The organism is Lelliottia nimipressuralis (genome assembly GCF_004115925.1).
In the GTDB taxonomy this organism is placed as follows: domain Bacteria; phylum Pseudomonadota; class Gammaproteobacteria; order Enterobacterales; family Enterobacteriaceae; genus Enterobacter; species Enterobacter nimipressuralis.
The window spans coordinates 205,044-223,373 of sequence record NZ_SDDX01000020.1 but is presented as its reverse complement, the minus strand read 5'-3'; the positions used below and the strand labels follow the sequence as shown (position 1 = coordinate 223,373).

General features: G+C 55.8%; 15 protein-coding genes and 2 pseudogenes. 12 read left to right on the top strand and 5 right to left on the bottom strand.

Going from position 1 to position 18,330, the window contains the following annotated elements:
* Nucleotides 1-88: 88 nt before the first annotated feature.
* Nucleotides 89-1,345, top strand: a complete 1,257-nt coding sequence (gene avtA / locus ETG88_RS17040) for a valine--pyruvate transaminase (protein WP_129035891.1) — start codon at nucleotides 89-91, stop codon at nucleotides 1,343-1,345.
* Between the two features lie 61 nt (nucleotides 1,346-1,406).
* Here the strand turns inward: avtA and yiaJ are convergent, their stop codons facing one another.
* On the bottom strand, nucleotides 1,407-2,222 hold the full coding sequence (gene yiaJ, locus ETG88_RS17035; protein WP_100778149.1) for an IclR family transcriptional regulator YiaJ: 816 nt from the start codon (nucleotides 2,220-2,222) through the stop codon (nucleotides 1,407-1,409).
* A 226-nt stretch (nucleotides 2,223-2,448) separates the two neighbouring features.
* On the opposite strand from yiaJ, the gene yiaK reads away from it, so the two are divergent.
* The 8 genes and pseudogenes from yiaK to araD all read left to right on the top strand — a co-directional run bounded on the left by yiaK (nucleotide 2,449) and on the right by araD (nucleotide 10,004).
* On the top strand, nucleotides 2,449-3,447 hold the full coding sequence (gene yiaK / locus ETG88_RS17030; RefSeq protein WP_129035890.1) for a 3-dehydro-L-gulonate 2-dehydrogenase: 999 nt from the start codon (nucleotides 2,449-2,451) through the stop codon (nucleotides 3,445-3,447).
* Between the two features lie 10 nt (nucleotides 3,448-3,457).
* Nucleotides 3,458-3,925 carry a YhcH/YjgK/YiaL family protein gene (locus ETG88_RS17025; RefSeq protein WP_123429678.1) on the top strand — a complete coding sequence of 156 codons (468 nt, stop codon included), beginning with the start codon at nucleotides 3,458-3,460 and terminating at the stop codon, nucleotides 3,923-3,925.
* A gap of 27 nt (nucleotides 3,926-3,952) precedes the next feature.
* On the top strand, nucleotides 3,953-4,879 hold the full coding sequence (locus ETG88_RS17020; RefSeq protein WP_129035888.1) for a DUF4862 family protein: 927 nt from the start codon (nucleotides 3,953-3,955) through the stop codon (nucleotides 4,877-4,879).
* Between the two features lie 49 nt (nucleotides 4,880-4,928).
* Nucleotides 4,929-6,248: an MFS transporter gene (locus ETG88_RS17015; RefSeq protein WP_100778153.1), complete on the top strand. Its 1,320-nt coding sequence runs from the start codon at nucleotides 4,929-4,931 to the stop codon at nucleotides 6,246-6,248.
* A 49-nt stretch (nucleotides 6,249-6,297) separates the two neighbouring features.
* Nucleotides 6,298-7,802: pseudogene (locus ETG88_RS17010) on the top strand (FGGY-family carbohydrate kinase).
* Nucleotides 7,799-8,452 (top strand): 3-keto-L-gulonate-6-phosphate decarboxylase UlaD, encoded by a 654-nt coding sequence (gene ulaD / locus ETG88_RS17005; protein WP_129035886.1) that lies wholly within the window; start codon nucleotides 7,799-7,801, stop codon nucleotides 8,450-8,452. Before ETG88_RS17010 ends, ulaD begins: the two are co-directional and overlap by 4 nt.
* 2 nt (nucleotides 8,453-8,454) lie before the next feature.
* Nucleotides 8,455-9,315: an L-ribulose-5-phosphate 3-epimerase gene (locus ETG88_RS17000; protein ID WP_100778156.1), complete on the top strand. Its 861-nt coding sequence runs from the start codon at nucleotides 8,455-8,457 to the stop codon at nucleotides 9,313-9,315.
* Entirely contained in the window at nucleotides 9,309-10,004 is a 696-nt protein-coding gene (gene araD, locus ETG88_RS16995) for an L-ribulose-5-phosphate 4-epimerase (protein WP_100778157.1), read from the top strand. Before ETG88_RS17000 ends, araD begins: the two co-directional genes overlap by 7 nt.
* Here the strand turns inward: araD and ETG88_RS16990 are convergent, their stop codons facing one another.
* Nucleotides 10,005-10,823: an AraC family transcriptional regulator gene (locus ETG88_RS16990; protein ID WP_129035884.1), complete on the bottom strand. Its 819-nt coding sequence runs from the start codon at nucleotides 10,821-10,823 to the stop codon at nucleotides 10,005-10,007. It abuts the gene before it with no gap.
* 223 nt (nucleotides 10,824-11,046) lie between these two features.
* Between ETG88_RS16990 and ETG88_RS16985 the strand changes: the two genes are divergently transcribed.
* Nucleotides 11,047-12,447, top strand: a complete 1,401-nt coding sequence (locus tag ETG88_RS16985; protein WP_129035882.1) for an MFS transporter — start codon at nucleotides 11,047-11,049, stop codon at nucleotides 12,445-12,447.
* A 10-nt stretch (nucleotides 12,448-12,457) separates the two neighbouring features.
* A complete protein-coding gene (locus ETG88_RS16980) occupies nucleotides 12,458-14,413 on the top strand; it encodes a glycoside hydrolase family 127 protein (protein ID WP_129035880.1) in 1,956 nt (651 codons plus the stop codon).
* 16 nt (nucleotides 14,414-14,429) lie between these two features.
* On the opposite strand, the pseudogene ETG88_RS16975 reads toward ETG88_RS16980, so the two are convergent.
* Both ETG88_RS16975 and ETG88_RS16970 read right to left on the bottom strand, forming a co-directional pair.
* Nucleotides 14,430-14,671, bottom strand: a pseudogene (locus tag ETG88_RS16975) (type II toxin-antitoxin system HicB family antitoxin); the annotation flags it as partial.
* A gap of 292 nt (nucleotides 14,672-14,963) precedes the next feature.
* A complete protein-coding gene (locus ETG88_RS16970) occupies nucleotides 14,964-15,704 on the bottom strand; it encodes a MipA/OmpV family protein (protein WP_100778161.1) in 741 nt (246 codons plus the stop codon).
* A gap of 118 nt (nucleotides 15,705-15,822) precedes the next feature.
* Here ETG88_RS16970 and ETG88_RS16965 point away from each other — a divergent pair, with 118 nt between their 5' ends.
* Entirely contained in the window at nucleotides 15,823-16,782 is a 960-nt protein-coding gene (locus ETG88_RS16965; protein ID WP_100778162.1) for a LysR family transcriptional regulator, read from the top strand.
* Here ETG88_RS16965 and aldB read toward each other — a convergent pair whose 3' ends face one another.
* A complete protein-coding gene (gene aldB, locus ETG88_RS16960) occupies nucleotides 16,783-18,321 on the bottom strand; it encodes an aldehyde dehydrogenase AldB (protein WP_129035879.1) in 1,539 nt (512 codons plus the stop codon).
* Nucleotides 18,322-18,330 lie beyond the last annotated feature (9 nt).

Here is an 18,330-nt window from a genome sequence, read left to right as displayed (position 1 = left end):
GATCCGCCCCTCTTCCCTCGATTTGCACCCACACGATGCTAGCGTTATGGTTACCCACTTTCATTATAAGAATGCCAGATCACCTGTTATGACGTTTTCACTTTTCGGCGATAAATTCACCCGCCATTCAGGCATTACCCGCCTGATGGAGGATCTCAACGACGGGCTGCGCACACCGGGCGCCATCATGCTCGGCGGGGGAAATCCGGCCCAAATCCCGGCCATGAACGACTACTTCCACAACCTGCTGGCGGAGATGCTGCAAAACGGCAAAGCCACTGATGCGCTGTGCAATTACGATGGCCCGCAAGGCAAAACTGAGCTGCTGACGCTGCTGGCAGATATGCTGCGCGACGAACTGGGTTGGGATATCGAACCACAGAATATTGCACTGACAAACGGCAGCCAGAGCGCATTTTTCTACTTGTTTAATCTTTTTGCAGGACGTCGCGCCGATGGCAGCACCAAAAAAGTGCTGTTCCCGCTGACGCCGGAGTACATCGGCTATGCCGACTCCGGGCTGGAAGAGGATCTATTCGTCTCCGCTCGTCCTAATATCGAGCTACTGCCTGAAGGCCAGTTCAAGTATCACGTCGATTTTGAACACCTGCACATCGGCGAAGAGACGGGCATGATTTGCGTCTCACGCCCGACCAACCCGACGGGCAACGTCATCACTGACGAAGAGCTGATGAAGTTAGACGTGCTGGCCAATCAGCACGGTATTCCGCTGGTGATCGATAACGCCTACGGTGTGCCGTTCCCCGGCATTATCTTTAGCGAAGCCCGTCCGCTGTGGAATCCGAACATCGTCCTGTGCATGAGCCTCTCGAAACTCGGCCTGCCGGGCAGCCGCTGCGGCATCATCATCGCCAATGAAAAAATCATCAGCGCCATCACCAACATGAACGGCATCATCAGCCTGGCGCCGGGTGGAATGGGCCCGGCTATGATGTGCGAAATGATTAAGCGCAACGATCTGCTGCGCCTGTCGAATGACGTGATAAAGCCGTTTTACTACCAGCGCGTTCAGGAAACCATCGCGACAATTCGCCGCTATTTGCCCGAAGATCGCTGCCTGATCCACAAACCGGAAGGGGCGATTTTCCTCTGGCTGTGGTTTAAGGATCTGCCGATCACCACCGAGCTGCTGTATCAGCGCCTGAAAAAGCGCGGCGTGTTGATGGTGCCGGGGGATTACTTCTTCCCGGGGCTTGATAAGCCATGGCCGCATACGCATCAATGTATGCGAATGAACTACGTGCCAGACCCAGAGAAAATCGAAGCCGGGGTGAAAATCCTGGCCGAAGAGATCGAGCTGGCCTGGAGTGAAGGCAGCCACTAACGGCGTACCCGCAGAACAACAAAAAAAGGCCAGATTCTACATCTGGCCTTTTTTTTAGCACTTATCCGCGCACGGTGAACCCAAGCTCTTGTGAAATCGCTTCAGCGGTTTCGCGCAGCGGTTTAAGCAGATTCTTTTCCCCCACCTGCTTCATGCGTGAGGTCGAAAGGGAAATCGAGATGGCATACGGCACCCGCCCGTGAATATCAAACACCGGGACCGCAATGCAGGATACCCCCAGTTCGTTCTCTTCTTTATCCATCGCCATGCTGCGGGAGCGGATCTCCTCCAGCTCGTCGTACATCGCACTCAGCTCGGTAATGGTATTGCGGGTCAGGGGCTGAATCTGCTCCTGATGGCTCTGCCAGTAACTCGCCACGTAATCCTGATGGCCGAACGCCATGTAGATTTTCCCCATTGCAGAACAGTAGAGCGGCATGTGCTGGCCGATATAAGCGCGCGTACGCAGCATCCCGGTCGTCGGTTCCAGCTTGTAGATCAGAATCGCATGGTCATCTTCCCGGCTGGAGAAGTTCACCGTTTCGCCCGTCACGATATTCAGATTTTCCAGATGGGGCGCCGCCACGTGAATGATATTGAGCGACGACAGCGCTTTTTGCCCCACGGCGATAAATTTCGTGGTCAGACGATAGCTGCCCGCCGCAGGCGCGGGGGTAACGTAGCCGCACGACTGCAAACCCTGCAATAACCGATGCACGGTGCTTTTATTCAGGCCGGCAAGTTCAGATAAATGCGCAAGCGGACACCCGTTCGGATAGTTACTGAGAATTTCAATCAGCATCAGGCCGCGAAACAAGCTCTGGCTGCCTGCTGGCCTCTCTTTTTCTTGCGTCATCTCGCTCTCTTTCATGCTCATTACATCGTTCTCCGTTAATCGCGTCCTGATGGTAGCGCAAAGTGTGGTTCAGTTCACGATCTCAGCATTAAAAACACAATTCGTTGATTTTACTACATTTTGAAAAACATGAATGTCGTTGATCTGACAAAAATTGATCGCTATATTTGAAATCAGATTTCGCAATGTGAAATTTAGAGATAAAAAAGCACTCACACGCGCCCCTCATACGAACAGGAGAACAGGGATGAAAGTGACCTTTGACGAGTTGAAAGCAGCATTCAATCAGGTGCTGCTCAACCGTGGCGTCAAGGCAGAAACCGCCGATGCCTGCGCAGAGATGTTTGCGCGCACCACCGAATCAGGCGTCTATTCACATGGCGTTAACCGTTTTCCGCGTTTCATTCAGCAGCTGGATGCCGGGGACATCATTCCTGACGCGCAGCCGAAGCGCATCACCACGCTGGGAGCCATTGAGCAGTGGGATGCCCAGCGCGCCATCGGCAATCTGACGGCCAAAAAAATGATGGATCGCGCAACCGAGCTGGCCTCGGATCACGGAATTGGTCTGGTGGCGCTGCGCAATGCCAACCACTGGATGCGCGGCGGCAGCTACGGCTGGCAGGCCGCTGAAAAGGGCTATGTCGGAATTTGCTGGACCAACTCTATTGCCGTCATGCCGCCGTGGGGCGCGAAAGAATGTCGCATCGGCACCAACCCGCTGATCGTCGCCATTCCATCAAATCCCATCACCATGGTGGATATGTCGATGTCGATGTTCTCCTACGGCATGCTCGAAGTGAACCGTCTGGCAGGGCGCGAATTGCCGGTAGACGGCGGGTTTGACGACGAAGGCAATCTGACCAAAGAGCCGGGCGTGATTGAGAAAAACCGCCGCATTTTACCGATGGGCTACTGGAAAGGTTCCGGTCTGTCTATCGTGCTGGACATGATCGCCACCCTGCTGTCTAACGGTTCCTCCGTGGCGGAAGTCACCCAGGACAACAGCGATGAATACGGCGTGTCGCAGATCTTTATCGCCATCGAAGTAGATAAGCTGATCGACGGCAAAACCCGTGATGCCAAACTGCAGCGCATTATGGATTTCATCACCACCGCTGAACGCTCTGACGACGACGTCGCCGTGCGCCTGCCGGGGCATGAATTCACCCGTCTGCTGGAAGAGAACCGCCGCAATGGCATCACCATTGATGACAGCGTATGGGCGAAGATCCAGTCGCTGTAAGGAGTGACGTATGATATTCGGACATATTTCACAGCCCAATCCTTGCCGCCTGCCGCAGGCAATAGAACGGGCGCTCGCGTTTCTACGCACCACGGATTTCACTACGCTGGAACCCGGCGTGGTGGAGATCGACGGGCGCACTATCTTCGCGCAGGTTCTCGATCTCACCACCCGGCCGCATCACGAAAACCGCCCGGAAGTCCATCGCCGCTATCTGGATATTCAATTTCTGGCATGGGGCGAAGAGAAAATAGGTTTTGCGATCGACACCGGTAATAACGAAATAAGCGAATCATTACTGGAACAGCGCGACATTATTTTTTATCACCAGATGGAAAATGAATCACTGATTGAAATGATTCCGGGCAGTTACGCCATATTTTTCCCGCAGGATGTTCATCGCCCGCAATGTCATAAACACAAGGAGTCGGCCATTCGTAAAATTGTCGTCAAAGTGGCTGTCAGCGAATTAATGTAATTTTTCTGAATTAGACAGGAAAGCCAAATGACTCACACCGGTTTTATTATTGGTGCGTACCCCTGCGCACCCTCGTTTCACCAGAAAGGGGAACAGGAAGAGCGCGATTTCTGGCGTCAGTTAGCTGATACACCCGATATTCGCGGTCTTGAACAACCGTGCCTGGACAACCTCCACCCGCTGGGGGATGAGTGGCTGTTTCGCCACACGCCGGGGGACTGGCAAATCGTGGTCACGGCGGTGATGGAAACCATGCGTCGGCGCGGCGCTAACGGCGGGTTTGGCCTGGCCTCCGCCGATGAAGATCAGCGTCGTGAAAGCGTGACATTTTATCGTCATCTGCTTGAGAAAATTGTCGCCGTTAACGCCCGCTTCCCGGGGAAAGTGATCGCCCTGGAAATGCAGGCCGCACCGCAGTCTGGCAACCCCTGCGTTGCGCAAGCCACCGAGGCGTTCTCTCGTTCGATGAAAGAGATCGCCGCCTGGGACTGGCCATGCGATCTGGTGCTGGAACACTGCGATGCTATGACAGGCCGCGCGCCACGAAAAGGGTTTCTCCCTCTTGAAAACGTTCTTGAGGTGCTGGACGACACGGATATCAGCGTCTGCATTAACTGGGCGCGCTCAGCCATCGAAGGACGCGACACTGCACTGCCTGTCGCGCATGTTCAGGCCGCGCAGAAGGCAGGAAAGCTCGGCGCACTGATGTTTTCTGGCACCACGGTGACGGGCGATTACGGCGACTGGCAGGATCTTCACGCGCCATTTTCGTCGTTCTGCCCCGACAGTTTAATGACGCCTGAAAAAGTCACTGAGCTATTTACTGCGGCGAGCGCCGCAACATTGAAATTCTCCGGTATCAAATTACTGGAAATAAATGCTAATGCTGACGTCAACCATCGCATCGCCATTTTGCGCGACGGTATTAGCGTTATGAAAAAAGCAACACAATAAAAATAAAAACCTGTATTCCCGAGCCGATTACCTTAATGAGACATTAATTATGACTATTTCTTCTCGTGCTCTACATGCGGATATTCCGCGCCAACGCTGGTTAAGAATAATTCCGCCTATTCTTATCGCCTGTATTATCTCTTATATGGACCGTGTCAATATTGCCTTCGCTATGCCAGGCGGTATGGATGAGGAATTAGGGATCACCGCCACCATGGCGGGACTGGCAGGCGGAATATTCTTTATCGGATATCTGTTCCTGCAAGTTCCCGGCGGCAAAATCGCGGTGCACGGCAGCGGTAAAAAATTCATCGGCTGGTCGCTGGTGGCCTGGGCGGTGATCTCCGTGCTGACGGGGATCGTCACCAATCAGTATCAGCTGCTGGCACTGCGCTTTTTACTCGGTGTCGCCGAAGGCGGAATGCTGCCGGTGGTGCTGACCATGATCAGCAACTGGTTCCCGGACGCCGAGCGCGGTCGTGCCAACGCGATCGTGATTATGTTCGTACCCATTGCCGGGATCATTACCGCCCCGCTCTCCGGCTGGATCATTACGGCTCTCGACTGGCGCTGGCTGTTCATCATTGAAGGCCTGCTGTCCCTGGTGGTGCTGGTTCTCTGGACGCTGACCATCTATGACCGCCCGCAGGAGGCGAAGTGGATTTCCGCCGCCGAGAAAAACTATCTGGTTGAAACGCTGGCCGCCGAGCAGCGCGCCATCGCAGGCAAAGAGGTGAAAAATGCCTCGCTCGGTGCGGTGCTGTCGGACAAAACCATGTGGCAGCTGATCGCCCTTAACTTCTTCTACCAGACCGGAATTTACGGCTACACCCTCTGGCTGCCAACCATTCTGAAGGAGCTAACCCATTCGACGATGGGCCAGGTGGGGATGCTCGCGATTCTGCCGTATGTCGGCGCGATTGCCGGGATGTTCCTGTTCTCTTCCCTCTCTGACCGCACCGGCAAGCGCAAGCTGTTCGTCTCCCTGCCGCTGATCGGTTTTGCTCTGTGCATGTTCCTCTCCGTGGCGCTGAAAGAAAACATCTGGCTGGCCTACGCCGCGCTGGTGGGTTGCGGTTTCTTCCTGCAGTCGGCAGCGGGCGTCTTCTGGACCATTCCGGCACGTCTGTTCAGTGCAGAAATGGCCGGTGGTGCGCGCGGTGTGATCAACGCGCTCGGCAACCTCGGCGGCTTCTGCGGCCCTTACGCGGTAGGCGTGCTGATCACCCTTTACAGCAAAGATGCGGGGGTTTACTGCCTGGCGATCTCCCTGGCACTGGCCTCGCTGTTAGCGCTGCTGCTGCCGGCGAAATGCGATGCCGGCGCACAGCCCAATCCAACGGTGAATCCACACAAACGTGTGGCCTGAAAACGCCGGGTGGGCTGCGCTCACCCGGCAACGACAGAGAATCGCAAAGATGAGTGAAAAAGAGCCCTTCTGGCTGGGTATCGATTGTGGCGGTACTTATCTGAAAGCCGGTCTGTACAACAGCCAGGGTAAAGAACAGTGCATCGAACGGTGCGCGGTCGCCACCCTTAGCCCGCGTCCGGGCTATGCGGAGCGCGATATGTCCCTGCTCTGGCAGCGCTGCCACGAAACCGTCGCCGCACTGCTCAAACGCACGGGTGTCCGTGGCGATCAAATCAAAGGCGTAGGCATTTCTGCGCAGGGTAAGGGGCTGTTTCTGCTGGATAAACAGGATCGCCCCCTGGGCAACGCCATTCTCTCCTCCGACCGACGGGCGCTTGCGATCGTGCAACGTTGGCAGCAGGACGAGATCCCCGAAAAGCTCTACCCGCACACGCGGCAAACCCTGTGGACCGGGCACCCGGCCTCGTTGCTGCGCTGGGTTAAAGAGCACGAGCCGAAGCGCTACCAGCAAATCGGCTGCGTAATGATGGCGCATGACTATCTGCGCTGGTGCCTGACGGGCAAAAAGGGCTGCGAAGAGAGCAACATTTCCGAATCCAATCTCTACAACATGAACACGGGCGCCTACGACCCGCAACTGACGCACTGGCTTGGGATCGCTGAAATCGACGGCGCCTTGCCGCCTATCGTCGGTTCAGCAGAAATTTGCGGTGAAATCACCTCTCAGGCAGCCTCCCTGACCGGTCTTGCGGCGGGTACGCCCGTCGTGGGGGGCCTGTTTGATGTGGTTTCCACCGCGATCTGCGCCGGGCTGCACGACGAGCACACGCTCAATGCCGTGATGGGCACCTGGGCCGTCACCAGCGGTATTGCGAATGGTATTCGCGATAACGAACCTTTCCCTTACGTCTATGGCCGCTACGTTCATCCGCAGCAGTACATCGTTCACGAAGCCAGCCCGACCTCCTCCGGCAATCTTGAATGGCTCACGGCACAGTGGGGCGAACTCTCTTTTGACGAGATCAACCAGGCCGTCGCCAGCCTGCCGAAAGCGGCAAGCGACGTGTTTTTCCTGCCGTTTCTCTACGGCAGCAACGCCGGGCTTGAGATGACCAGCGGCTTCTACGGCATGCAGGCGATCCATACCCGCGCCCACCTGCTGCAGGCGGTGTATGAAGGGGTGGTGTTCTGTCACATGACCCACCTCAACCGCATGCTGGAGCGCTTTACCGATGTGTCTGCCCTGCGCGTCACCGGCGGCCGACCCATTCCGATGTCTGGATGCAGATGTTGGCAGATGTCAGCGGCCTGGCGATTGAACTGCCCCAGGTCGAGGAGACTGGCTGCTCCGGCGCGGCGCTGGCCGCCCTCGTCGGCACCGGGGTTTATCCCGACTTCTTTACCGCGCAGCAAAATCTCAAACATGCCATCCGCGTCGTTGAGCCGGATATGCAGGCTCACGCCGCCTATCAGCACAAATATCACCGCTATCAGCAACTGATTTCAGCATTGCAGGGTTATCACGCCCGAATTAAGGAGCACGACCTATGAGCCGACCATTACTGCAGCTGGCGCTCGACCACACCAGCCTTAAGGCCGCCCAGCGCGATGTCTCGCTGCTGCACGACCATGTCGATATCGTCGAAGCGGGCACCATTTTGTGCCTGACGGAAGGCCTTTCAGCCGTCCGCGCGTTGCGCCAGCAGTGCCAGGACAAAATCATCGTCGCCGACTGGAAAGTGGCTGATGCCGGTGAAACGCTGGCGCAGCAGGCCTTTGATGCGGGCGCAAACTGGATGACCATCATCTGCGCCGCACCGCTGGCAACCGTTGAAAAAGGCCACGCGGTGGCTGCCGCACGCGGATGTGAAATCCAGATGGAGCTGTTTGGCAACTGGACGCTGGACGACGCCCGCGCGTGGCACCGCGTTGGAGTTAAACAGGCGATTTATCACCGTGGGCGCGACGCCCAGGCCTGCGGCCAGCAGTGGGGAGAAGAGGATCTCACAAGGATGAAAGCCCTGTCGGATATCGGCCTGCAGCTTTCTATCACCGGCGGCATCACCCCGGCGGATTTACCGCTGTTCCGGGAGATTAACGTCAAAGCCTTTATCGCCGGACGGGCGTTGGCAGGGGCCGCTAACCCACCACAGGTGGCACAGGCGTTCCACACGCAAATCCGCGAAATCTGGGGAGAATAACCATGCGTCAGCATCCGTTAGGGATTTATGAGAAAGCGCTGTCGAAGGATCTCTCCTGGCCGGAGCGTCTGGTGTTAGCCAAAAGCTGCGGCTTTGATTTCGTCGAAATGTCGGTGGATGAAACCGACGAGCGCCTCTCACGGCTGGAGTGGAGCACCACGCAGCGCGCCTCGCTGGTCGAAGCCATGCTGGAAACCGGCGTCGCCATTCCGTCCATGTGCCTGTCGGCGCACCGCCGTTTTCCGTTTGGCAGCCGCGATGAAACCGTGCGCCAGCGCGCCCGCGAGATCATGACCAAAGCGATCAAACTGGCGCGCGATCTGGGGATCCGCACCATCCAGCTGGCGGGTTACGACGTCTATTACGAAGAGCACGACGCGGGCACGCAGCAGCGTTTTGCCGAAGGGCTGGCGTGGGCGGTGGAACAGGCCGCCGCCGCGCAGGTGATGCTGGCAGTGGAGATCATGGATACCGCGTTCATGAACTCCATCAGCAAGTGGAAAAAGTGGGATGAGATGCTCGCCTCGCCGTGGTTTAGCGTCTATCCGGATGTGGGCAACCTGAGTGCCTGGGGCAACGATGTCACCGCCGAGCTGACCCTCGGCATCGACCGAATCGCCGCCATCCACCTGAAAGACACGCAGCCCGTTACCGAACAAAGCCCGGGACAGTTTCGCGATGTGCCGTTTGGCGAGGGCTGCGTCGATTTCGTCGGCGTATTCAACACCCTGAATCAGCTCAACTATCGCGGGGCATTTTTAATCGAAATGTGGACCGAAAAAGCGAAAGAGCCGGTACTGGAAATTATCGAAGCGCGGCGCTGGATCGAAGCCCGCATGCAGGAAGGAGGCATGACATGCTAGAGCAACTCAAAGCGGAAGTCCTGGCCGCTAACCTGGCGCTGCCCGCCCACCAGCTGGTGACATTTACCTGGGGCAACGTCAGTGCAGTCGATCGCGAAAGCGGCCTGATGGTCATCAAACCCTCTGGCGTCGAGTATGACGTCATGACCGCAGACGACATGGTGGTGGTGGAGATCGCCACCGGCAAGGTGGTGGAAGGCAGCAAAAAGCCATCGTCCGACACGCCGACGCATCTGGCGCTTTATCGCCGCTACCCGGAGATTGGCGGCATCGTCCACACCCACTCGCGTCACGCGACTATCTGGTCCCAGGCCGGGCTGGATCTCCCCGCCTGGGGCACCACCCATGCGGACTATTTCTATGGCGATATTCCCTGCACGCGGCTGATGACGCCCGCAGAAATTGCGGGCGAATATGAGTATCAGACTGGGGAGGTGATCATCAAAACCTTTGAAGAGCGCGATCTAAGCCCGATGCAGATCCCCGCCGTGCTGGTCCACTCCCATGGTCCGTTTGCCTGGGGTAAAGATGCCGCCGATGCGGTCCATAACGCCGTGGTGCTGGAGGAGTGCGCTTATATGGGACTTTTCTCGCGCCAGCTGACGCCGCAGCTGCCGGTCATGCAACAAGAGCTACTGGATAAACACTACCTGCGCAAGCACGGGGCGAATGCCTATTACGGCCAGTGATCAGCCGGAATTAATATGCTCCTTACAATACCGCCGTTTCCAGACGGCGGGTGTTAGTCCGGTGTGTTTGCGAAAGATCTGGCGAAAATACCCGACATCATTAAAGCCGCAGCGATTGGCCACCTCCGTAAGTGAGGACGCGTCATCAAGCAGCAGTTTCTCCGCTGAGCGGACGCGCTGGCGATGGATCGCCTCGGTCAACGTTAAATGAAAGGTGCGACGAAACACGCGCCCCAGATAATCCGCATTACAGTGCAGCTCTTTTGCCAGCTGCGAGGTCGAAAGGGGCAGATGAAATTGCGTGCGGATAATTTGTTTGGCTCTCCACGCGATCGACGTGCCTGCTTCGTCCTGAATTTCCTCGTTTCCCACCGAAAACGAAATTTGCTCCAAAATCAGCAGCAGCATTAATTCCAGCGCCACGCTTCGCTGTAATTTCTCCTGCTCCGTCAGGAACTGACGGAAAAGAGACACCACATAAGAAGCCTCACGAACACGGCAATGTTGTTCGATGGCGAGCTGCGTAAAAGCGTCTGGCCTGTGCGGCTCAGCCGCAACGTCAAAATGCAGCCAGTAAAACCGCAAATCGGCCGGGAAATCTTCGGTTCCCACGTGGCGACGGTTGGGCCATAAAACCAAACTCTCACCCGCTTTTACCTCGAAAACCGTATTTTCCTCCTGAATCGTTAACGTCCCTTTTTCGACAAAGATGATTTCCCACGAGGTTAATTTACGGGCGGGATGACGCCCAACGCCCCGGGAAATAAATAACCCGCCGTTTTGAACGTGAATCGGAAGCGCTATGGATAATTCGAGCATCGGTATTCAATTTCCCGCTTTAAACTCTATTGATAATCACCTTTCACATTGATTATTAATGAATAATTGTATTTTCGCCAGATCGAAATCACATTTTCATCATCAGGTCGGAATCGTCATCTTTTTATACTTTTCCCTTCCCTTGTTGGCGCTGACTTTCAGTGCAGAATGAATTGGGTACCTTGCAGAACATAATAAAATCCCCTTCACGAGGAGTTATCGAATGACTTCCACTCCGATTACGCAAACCGATGTCGTACAACAGGCCGCCGACGAGCGCCTGTCAGTGCGCGAGAAGATTGGCTACGGCCTGGGTGATGCTGGCGGGACGGTAATTACCTGCCTGATCATGAACTTCCTTACTTTTTTCTATACCGATGTCTTTGGCCTGACGCCAGCGCTGGTCGGTACGTTGTTTATTGCCCTGCGCGTATTTGATGCCGTTTCTGACCCCATCATGGGGGTGATTGCCGACCGTACCCAGAGCCGCTGGGGGCGCTTTCGCCCGTGGCAGCTGTGGATCGCCTTCCCGATCGGGATTATCGGCGTCCTGACGTTCACCGTGCCAGAAGCCAGCATGGGGGTGAAAATCGCCTGGGCGTTCGGCACCTATCTGCTGCTTTCCGTCGGCTATACCGCCATCAACGTGCCCTACTGCGCGCTGATCAACACCATGACTACCCGCCACAGCGAGGTGATCTCCTGCCAGTCCTGGCGCTTTGTGCTGTGCGGCGTGGCAGGCTTTTTGGTCTCCGTAGGCCTGCCGTGGCTGGTCGCGGCGCTGGGCCAGGGCAACGTTGCGCAGGGCTATCAGCTGGGTGTCGGCGTGCTGTGCGCCATCGCGGTGGTGATGTTCCTGTGCTGTTTCTTCTGGGTACGCGAGCGCGTCCCGCTGGCCCTGATGGGGCGCTTTACCCTGCGCGAACATCTGGCCGGGCTGCGTAACAACGATCAGCTGCTATTGATGCTGGTGATGTCTTTCCTGCTGATTAACGTCTTTAACATTCGCGGCGGCGGGTACATGTACTTCATCACCTACGTGCTACAGGGCAGCACTGCCTATACGTCGCTGTTCTTCACCATGGTGACCTTTGCCGCCATTCTCGGTGCGGTGATCGTCAGCCCGCTCACCCGTCGTATTGATACGGTGAAACTGTACTACACCACCAACCTGGTGCTGGCCGCACTGGCATTCGCCATGTGGTTCCTGCCAACTGGCCCGGCGTATCAAACCCTGTGGCTGGCAGTGATTTTGGGCAACGGCGTGATCCTCGGCTTTACGCTGCCGTTGCACTTCTCGCTGATGGCCTTCGCCGACGACTACGGCGAATGGAAAACCGGCGTGCGCTCGTCAGGGATGAACTTCGCCTTTAACCTCTTTTTCATCAAGCTGGCGTGGGCCTCAAGTGCCGGGATCATCAGCCTGGTCTTTATCTTCGTCGCCTATCAGCCCGGTGCGGGCAACCAGACCCCGGCTTCGCTTTCTGGCATCACCACCATGGAAACGCTGCTGCCCGCCCTTTTCCACCTGCTGCTGGCCCTTTCAATACGCTGGTGCAGACTCACTAATCCGATGATGTCGCGCATCTCTACCGATCTGCGCCAGCGTCACGTTCAGTCCTGAGGAGAACAACATGTCCATCATGGAACCCGACCTGCATAAGCTCAAAATTAACGATCCGTTCCTCGGCCAGTATCAACAGCTGGTACGGGATGTGGTCATTCCCTATCAGTGGGATGCGCTAAACGACCGCATCGCCGAAGCGGAGCCGAGTCACGCCATCACCAATTTCCGGATCGCTGCCGGGCGGGAAGAAGGGGAATTTTACGGCATGGTTTTCCAGGACAGCGATGTCGCCAAATGGCTCGAAGCCGTGGCGTGGTCCCTGTGCCAGAAACCCGATCCTGAACTTGAGAAAACCGCCGACGAGGTCATTGAACTGGTGGCCGCTGCCCAATGTGACGATGGCTATCTGAATACCTATTTCACCGTGAAAGCACCTGGCGAACGCTGGACTAATCTCGCAGAGTGCCACGAACTGTACTGCGCCGGGCATATGATCGAGGCGGGCGTGGCGTACTTCCAGGGCACCGGAAAACGCGCACTGTTAGACGTGGTCTGCAAACTGGCCGATCATATCGACCGCGTGTTTGGCCCCGGAGAAAACCAGCTGCACGGCTATCCCGGCCACCCGGAAATCGAGCTGGCGTTAATGCGCCTGTATGACGTCACCCAGGAGCCACGCTATCTGGCGCTGGTGAAATATTTCGTCGAAGAGCGCGGCGCGCAGCCGCATTTTTACGATATCGAATACGAAAAGCGCGGCAGAACATCGCACTGGCACAACTACGGCCCGGCGTGGATGGTCAAAGATAAAGCCTATAGTCAGGCGCATCAGCCTCTCGCGGAGCAGCAAACCGCCATCGGGCACGCCGTGCGTTTTGTCTATCTGATGACCGGCGTGGCGCACCTTGCGCGGCTGAGCGGTGATGAAAGCAAACGTCAGGACTGCCTGCGTCTTTGGAATAATATGGTGCAACGGCAGCTCTATATTACGGGCGGAATTGGCTCGCAGAGCAGCGGCGAGGCCTTCAGCAGCGACTACGATCTGCCCAATGATACGGTCTATGCCGAAAGTTGCGCCTCGATTGGCCTGATGATGTTTGCCCGCCGGATGCTGGAGATGGAAGCGGATAGCCAGTATGCCGACGTCATGGAGCGCGCGTTATACAACACCGTGCTGGGCGGCATGGCGCTGGACGGTAAACACTTTTTCTACGTGAACCCGCTGGAGGTCCATCCTAAAACGCTGGCTTTCAACCATATCTATGATCACGTGAAACCGATTCGCCAGCGCTGGTTCGGCTGCGCCTGCTGTCCGCCGAATATCGCCCGCGTGCTGACTTCGCTTGGGCACTACATCTACACCGCACGCCCCGAGGCGCTGTTTATCAACCTCTACGTCGGCAACAGCGCGGCCATTCCGGTCGGGGACCACGAGCTGCAACTGCGTATTAGCGGCAACTATCCGTGGCAGGAGCAGGTGAAGATCGACATCACCTCGCCGGTTGCGGTTGAGCACACTCTCGCCCTGCGTCTGCCCGACTGGTGCGCCAGCCCGCAGATAGCGCTGAACGGTGAAGCAATAACAGGCGACGTGCGTCAGGGATATTGTTATCTCACCCGTCGCTGGCAGGAGGGGGATTCTGTGACCCTCACGCTGCCGATGCCGGTGCGCCGCTTATACGGCAATCCACAGGTGCGCCAGCAGGCAGGCAAAGTGGCGTTGCAGCGCGGCCCGCTGGTCTATTGTCTGGAAGAGGCGGATAACGGCGCGGGGTTACATAACCTGTCGCTGCCCGCCGACAGCACCTTCCGCGTGTTCGAAGGGAAAGGGTTGTTCTCGCATAAGATGCTGATTCAGACCGACGGCATCTCACAACGCGCCGTTGAGACCGAGCCGCAACCGCTCTGGCAATACGACCGCACGCCCACTGCGCCACACACTCAGACACTAACGTTTATTCCGTGGTTTAGCTGGGCCAACCGCGGCGAGGGCGAGATGCGGATATGGGTGGATGAGGTGTAAATCCTGACCATCTTCCAGGCAGCACACGCCGTGCTGCCTCGGCAAGAAAGACGCTTCGGTTGCTGAACTTTGGATGCTCGCTAATAAACGCGTCAATTTTCACTAATAAACGGCGGGGGAGCGTGATATTGATGCACTCTGCTCTGCCGTCAAATTGCTGCATATTGATCTCCACCAGCAAAAACCCCCCGGTACATCCGGGAAAAACCCGCTCGCGCGGCCATCGCGGTCGGTATGAATATAAGCCGGGTAGAACATAACCACTCCTGCAAATTGACTGTTTGATATCCCTCGACTGTGACACACCCAGCCAGGCACTTAAGATCACGATAACCTATTGGCTAAGCGACATCAGTGGCAAAAAATCAAAGCGGGAAAGGAGTTCGCAAAGAGAACAGGCAAAGGAGAGAGTTACATCAGAATGTGGAAGCAGGCTCGTAATACCCGACGACGCTAAACCTGCCCGGCCTGACTACCGCAGGCCGGGCAAGCACAGCACCACCGGGAAAGCAGGTGAAGCAGCCTCATCCTTGAGGACCGCTTTTTAAACTTAGAAGCGCCAGCTCATGCCGGTCATCAGCACGAAACTGTCTTCGCGGTCGATCATTGGGCTGTTTTTAACGTCATCCGGCAACACGGTATAAACCGCGCTGGCATTCAGGAACAGGTTATTGGTCAATTTGTATTTCGCGACCAGGCCCACGTATGGGTTCCAGCTATCGCCCGCAGTGTATTCGTTCATACCGCTGTGGCGAGACTCTTTGCCGGAAACACCGTAGTAATAGTCGTTGAAGCTTTCGTCATAGTAAAACACACCCACGGACGGAATCAGAGTCAGGCGCTCCATGCGGATCGGGTGGAAGTAGGAAATTTCACCCACCACGCCGCCACTTTCGTCCATGGCATCCGCCGCGACGCCAAACTTCAGGCTACCCCAGCGCTCGTGGCGATAGTAGGCGCCTCCCAGAAATGCAGATGCTTTGCGCTCATCGAGCTGCTTCATCGCGTGGTCGTCATTGTCATCGGGATCAAAATGCAGCGGCATCCAGGACGCCGTCAGGCTGAGTTCATTCTTACTGTCTTTCCACAACGCCCAACCGGCGGTGGTCTGGCGCACGTAGAAATTATCGCCTTCATAACTAATGAGTGGAACCGCAGTCGTATTTTCGTTATACCCTTTGTAAGGCGATTCATTGAAAACAGCGCCCGCACCCAATGAAAATTCACCCGCCATTGCTGATGAAGCGAAAAATAAGGTTGTGGTGATGAGCAAATTCTTTTTAGTAATCATTCCCTGTATCCATTAAATGCCTAACAAACGAGGCGAATAATAATGGTTACAAATTTGCCGATGCAATGAATGTGTTTATATAATATTATATATGAAATCATATAGATGAGCGTACGTGATGAATAATTTACAGATTAAGCCGCGTGAGTTAAAAATCATTTCTGTTATTGCCGCCACCGGCAGTATCGGAGACGCCGCCGCGTTGTTAGGCATGGCGCAGGCCAATGTCAGTAAATATCTCGCAGATTTTGAAACCCGCGTGGGTTTGAAAGTTTTTGAACGTACCACCCGTCAACTGGCGCTCACGCAGTTCGGCGAGGTGCTGCTCCCTTATATCAACGCATCACTTGATAAAAATAATCAACTCATTAATTTTATTGCCGATTATAAACATGAAAAAAGCGGACGCGTCACGATTTACGCGCCTACAGGGATCAACACCTATCTCGCTCGCCATGTGATCCATCTTCTCGAAGAGATCGGCGATATTCGTATTTGTTTAAAAACCTATAACCCTAATCGTAATGAATTATCTGAAGGCGTCACGTTTCCTGACGACTGCGACATCTTAATTACCTATGCACAACCCAAAGATGAAAGCCTGGTGGCTTATCAGCTAACCAAATATTCCGTTACCGCCTTCGCCACGCCAGAATATATAAAAAAGCGTCCCATTAACGGACCCGATGATTTAATTAAACACTCATGCATTTTGCTGGATTCAATATTAGTGGATGATGCTAACATCTGGCGTTTTCGCGTTCATGGCAGCGACGAAGTGCGCGATTATAAAGTCACCGGTAATTATATCTGTGATAATACACAAACGGCGCTGGAGCTGGCACGCAACCATCTCGGTATCGTGTTTGCGCCAAAAGAGAGCCTGAAAAGCGAGATTGAGCAGGGCATCTTAATGCCCTGTTTTTCTCATCAGGAGGAGTGGTGGCTGGATCTGACGGCTATTTTCCGCAAGCGCGAATATCAGCCGTGGCGGGTTCAGTACATTCTGGATGGCGTGCTGAACAGTCTGCGAGAGCGAATTAAGCAGGCCGTCCCAGGGGCGACCCGCTCTGATTAATTAGAACAGTCCCAGCGGTTTGTCGGAATAACTCACCAGCAGGCATTTCGTCTGTTGATAGTGATCCAGCATCATCTTATGGGTTTCACGTCCGATGCCCGATTGTTTATATCCCCCAAATGCCGCGTGGGCCGGATAGGCGTGATAACAGTTAGTCCAGACACGCCCTGCCTGAATACCGCGTCCCATTTTGTACGCCAGATTACCGTTGCGACTCCAGACCCCGGCACCCAGCCCGTATTGCGTATCGTTGGCCAGCTCAAGCGCTTCCTCCATGGTTTTAAAGGTCGTCACCGCCAGCACCGGGCCGAAAATCTCTTCCTGGAAAACGCGCATGTTGTTTTGACCAAACAGAATGGTCGGCTCCAGGTAATAGCCGTCTTTCAGATCGCCTTCCAGCACTTTGCGTCGGCCACCCGTCAGGACATCCGCGCCCTCTTTTTTGCCGATATCGATATAGTTCAGAATGGTTTCCAGCTGCCCATGAGAAACCTGTGCGCCCATCTGCGTCACGCTGTCCAGTGGGTTTCCGCTGCGAATGGATTCCACACGACGAATGGCGCGTTCCATAAAGCGTTCATAAATCGATTCCTGAACCAGCGCGCGGCTCGGGCAGGTGCAGACTTCGCCCTGGTTGAAGGCAAACAGCGCAAAGCCTTCCATCGCTTTATCAAAGAAGGCGTCCTCTTCGTCCATCACATCGGCGAAGAAGATATTCGGCGATTTACCGCCCAGCTCCAGCGTCACTGGAATGATATTCTGCGTGGCGTACTGCATGATCTGCTGGCCGACTTCCGTGGAGCCGGTAAACGCCACTTTCGCGATACGTTTTGAGGTCGCCAGATATTCACCGATTTCGCCACCCGCGCCGTTCACCACGTTTATCACCCCTGGCGGCACCAGATCGCCGATGATTTCCATCAGCAGCAAGACCGACAGCGGCGTTAAGCGCGCCGGTTTGAGCACCACGCAGTTACCCGCCGCCAGCGCGGGCGCCATTTTCCAGCTCGCCATCAGTAGCGGGAAATTCCACGGAATGATTTGCCCGACCACGCCCAGCGGCTCCTGGAAGTGATAGGCCACGGTGTCGCTGTCCACTTCGCTGATCCCGCCCTCCTGGGCGCGAATACAGGAGGCAAAATAGCGGAAATGGTCAATCGCCAGCGGGACGTCCGCGGCGGTGGTTTCGCGGATCGGTTTACCGTTATCCCAGGTTTCTGCCGCGGCCAGCAGCTCGAGATTTTGCTCCATTCGGTCGGCGATTTTGAACAGGATCGCGGCGCGGTCCTGAACGGAGGTGTGCGCCCATTTCTCTTTCACTTTGTGGGCCGCATCGAGCGCCAGATCGATATCTTTTTTGCCGGAACTGGCAATTTCGCACAGGGGCTGCCCGGTCACCGGGGTCAGGTTGGAGTAGTATTCACCGTCGACCGGCGCGACCCAGCCACCGCCAATGAAGTTGTCATACCGGGGTTTTAGCTTGAGAGGATAACCATACTCGCCAGGCTGCATACGCGTTGAGGGAGGATTGTTCGTCATGACCGTCTC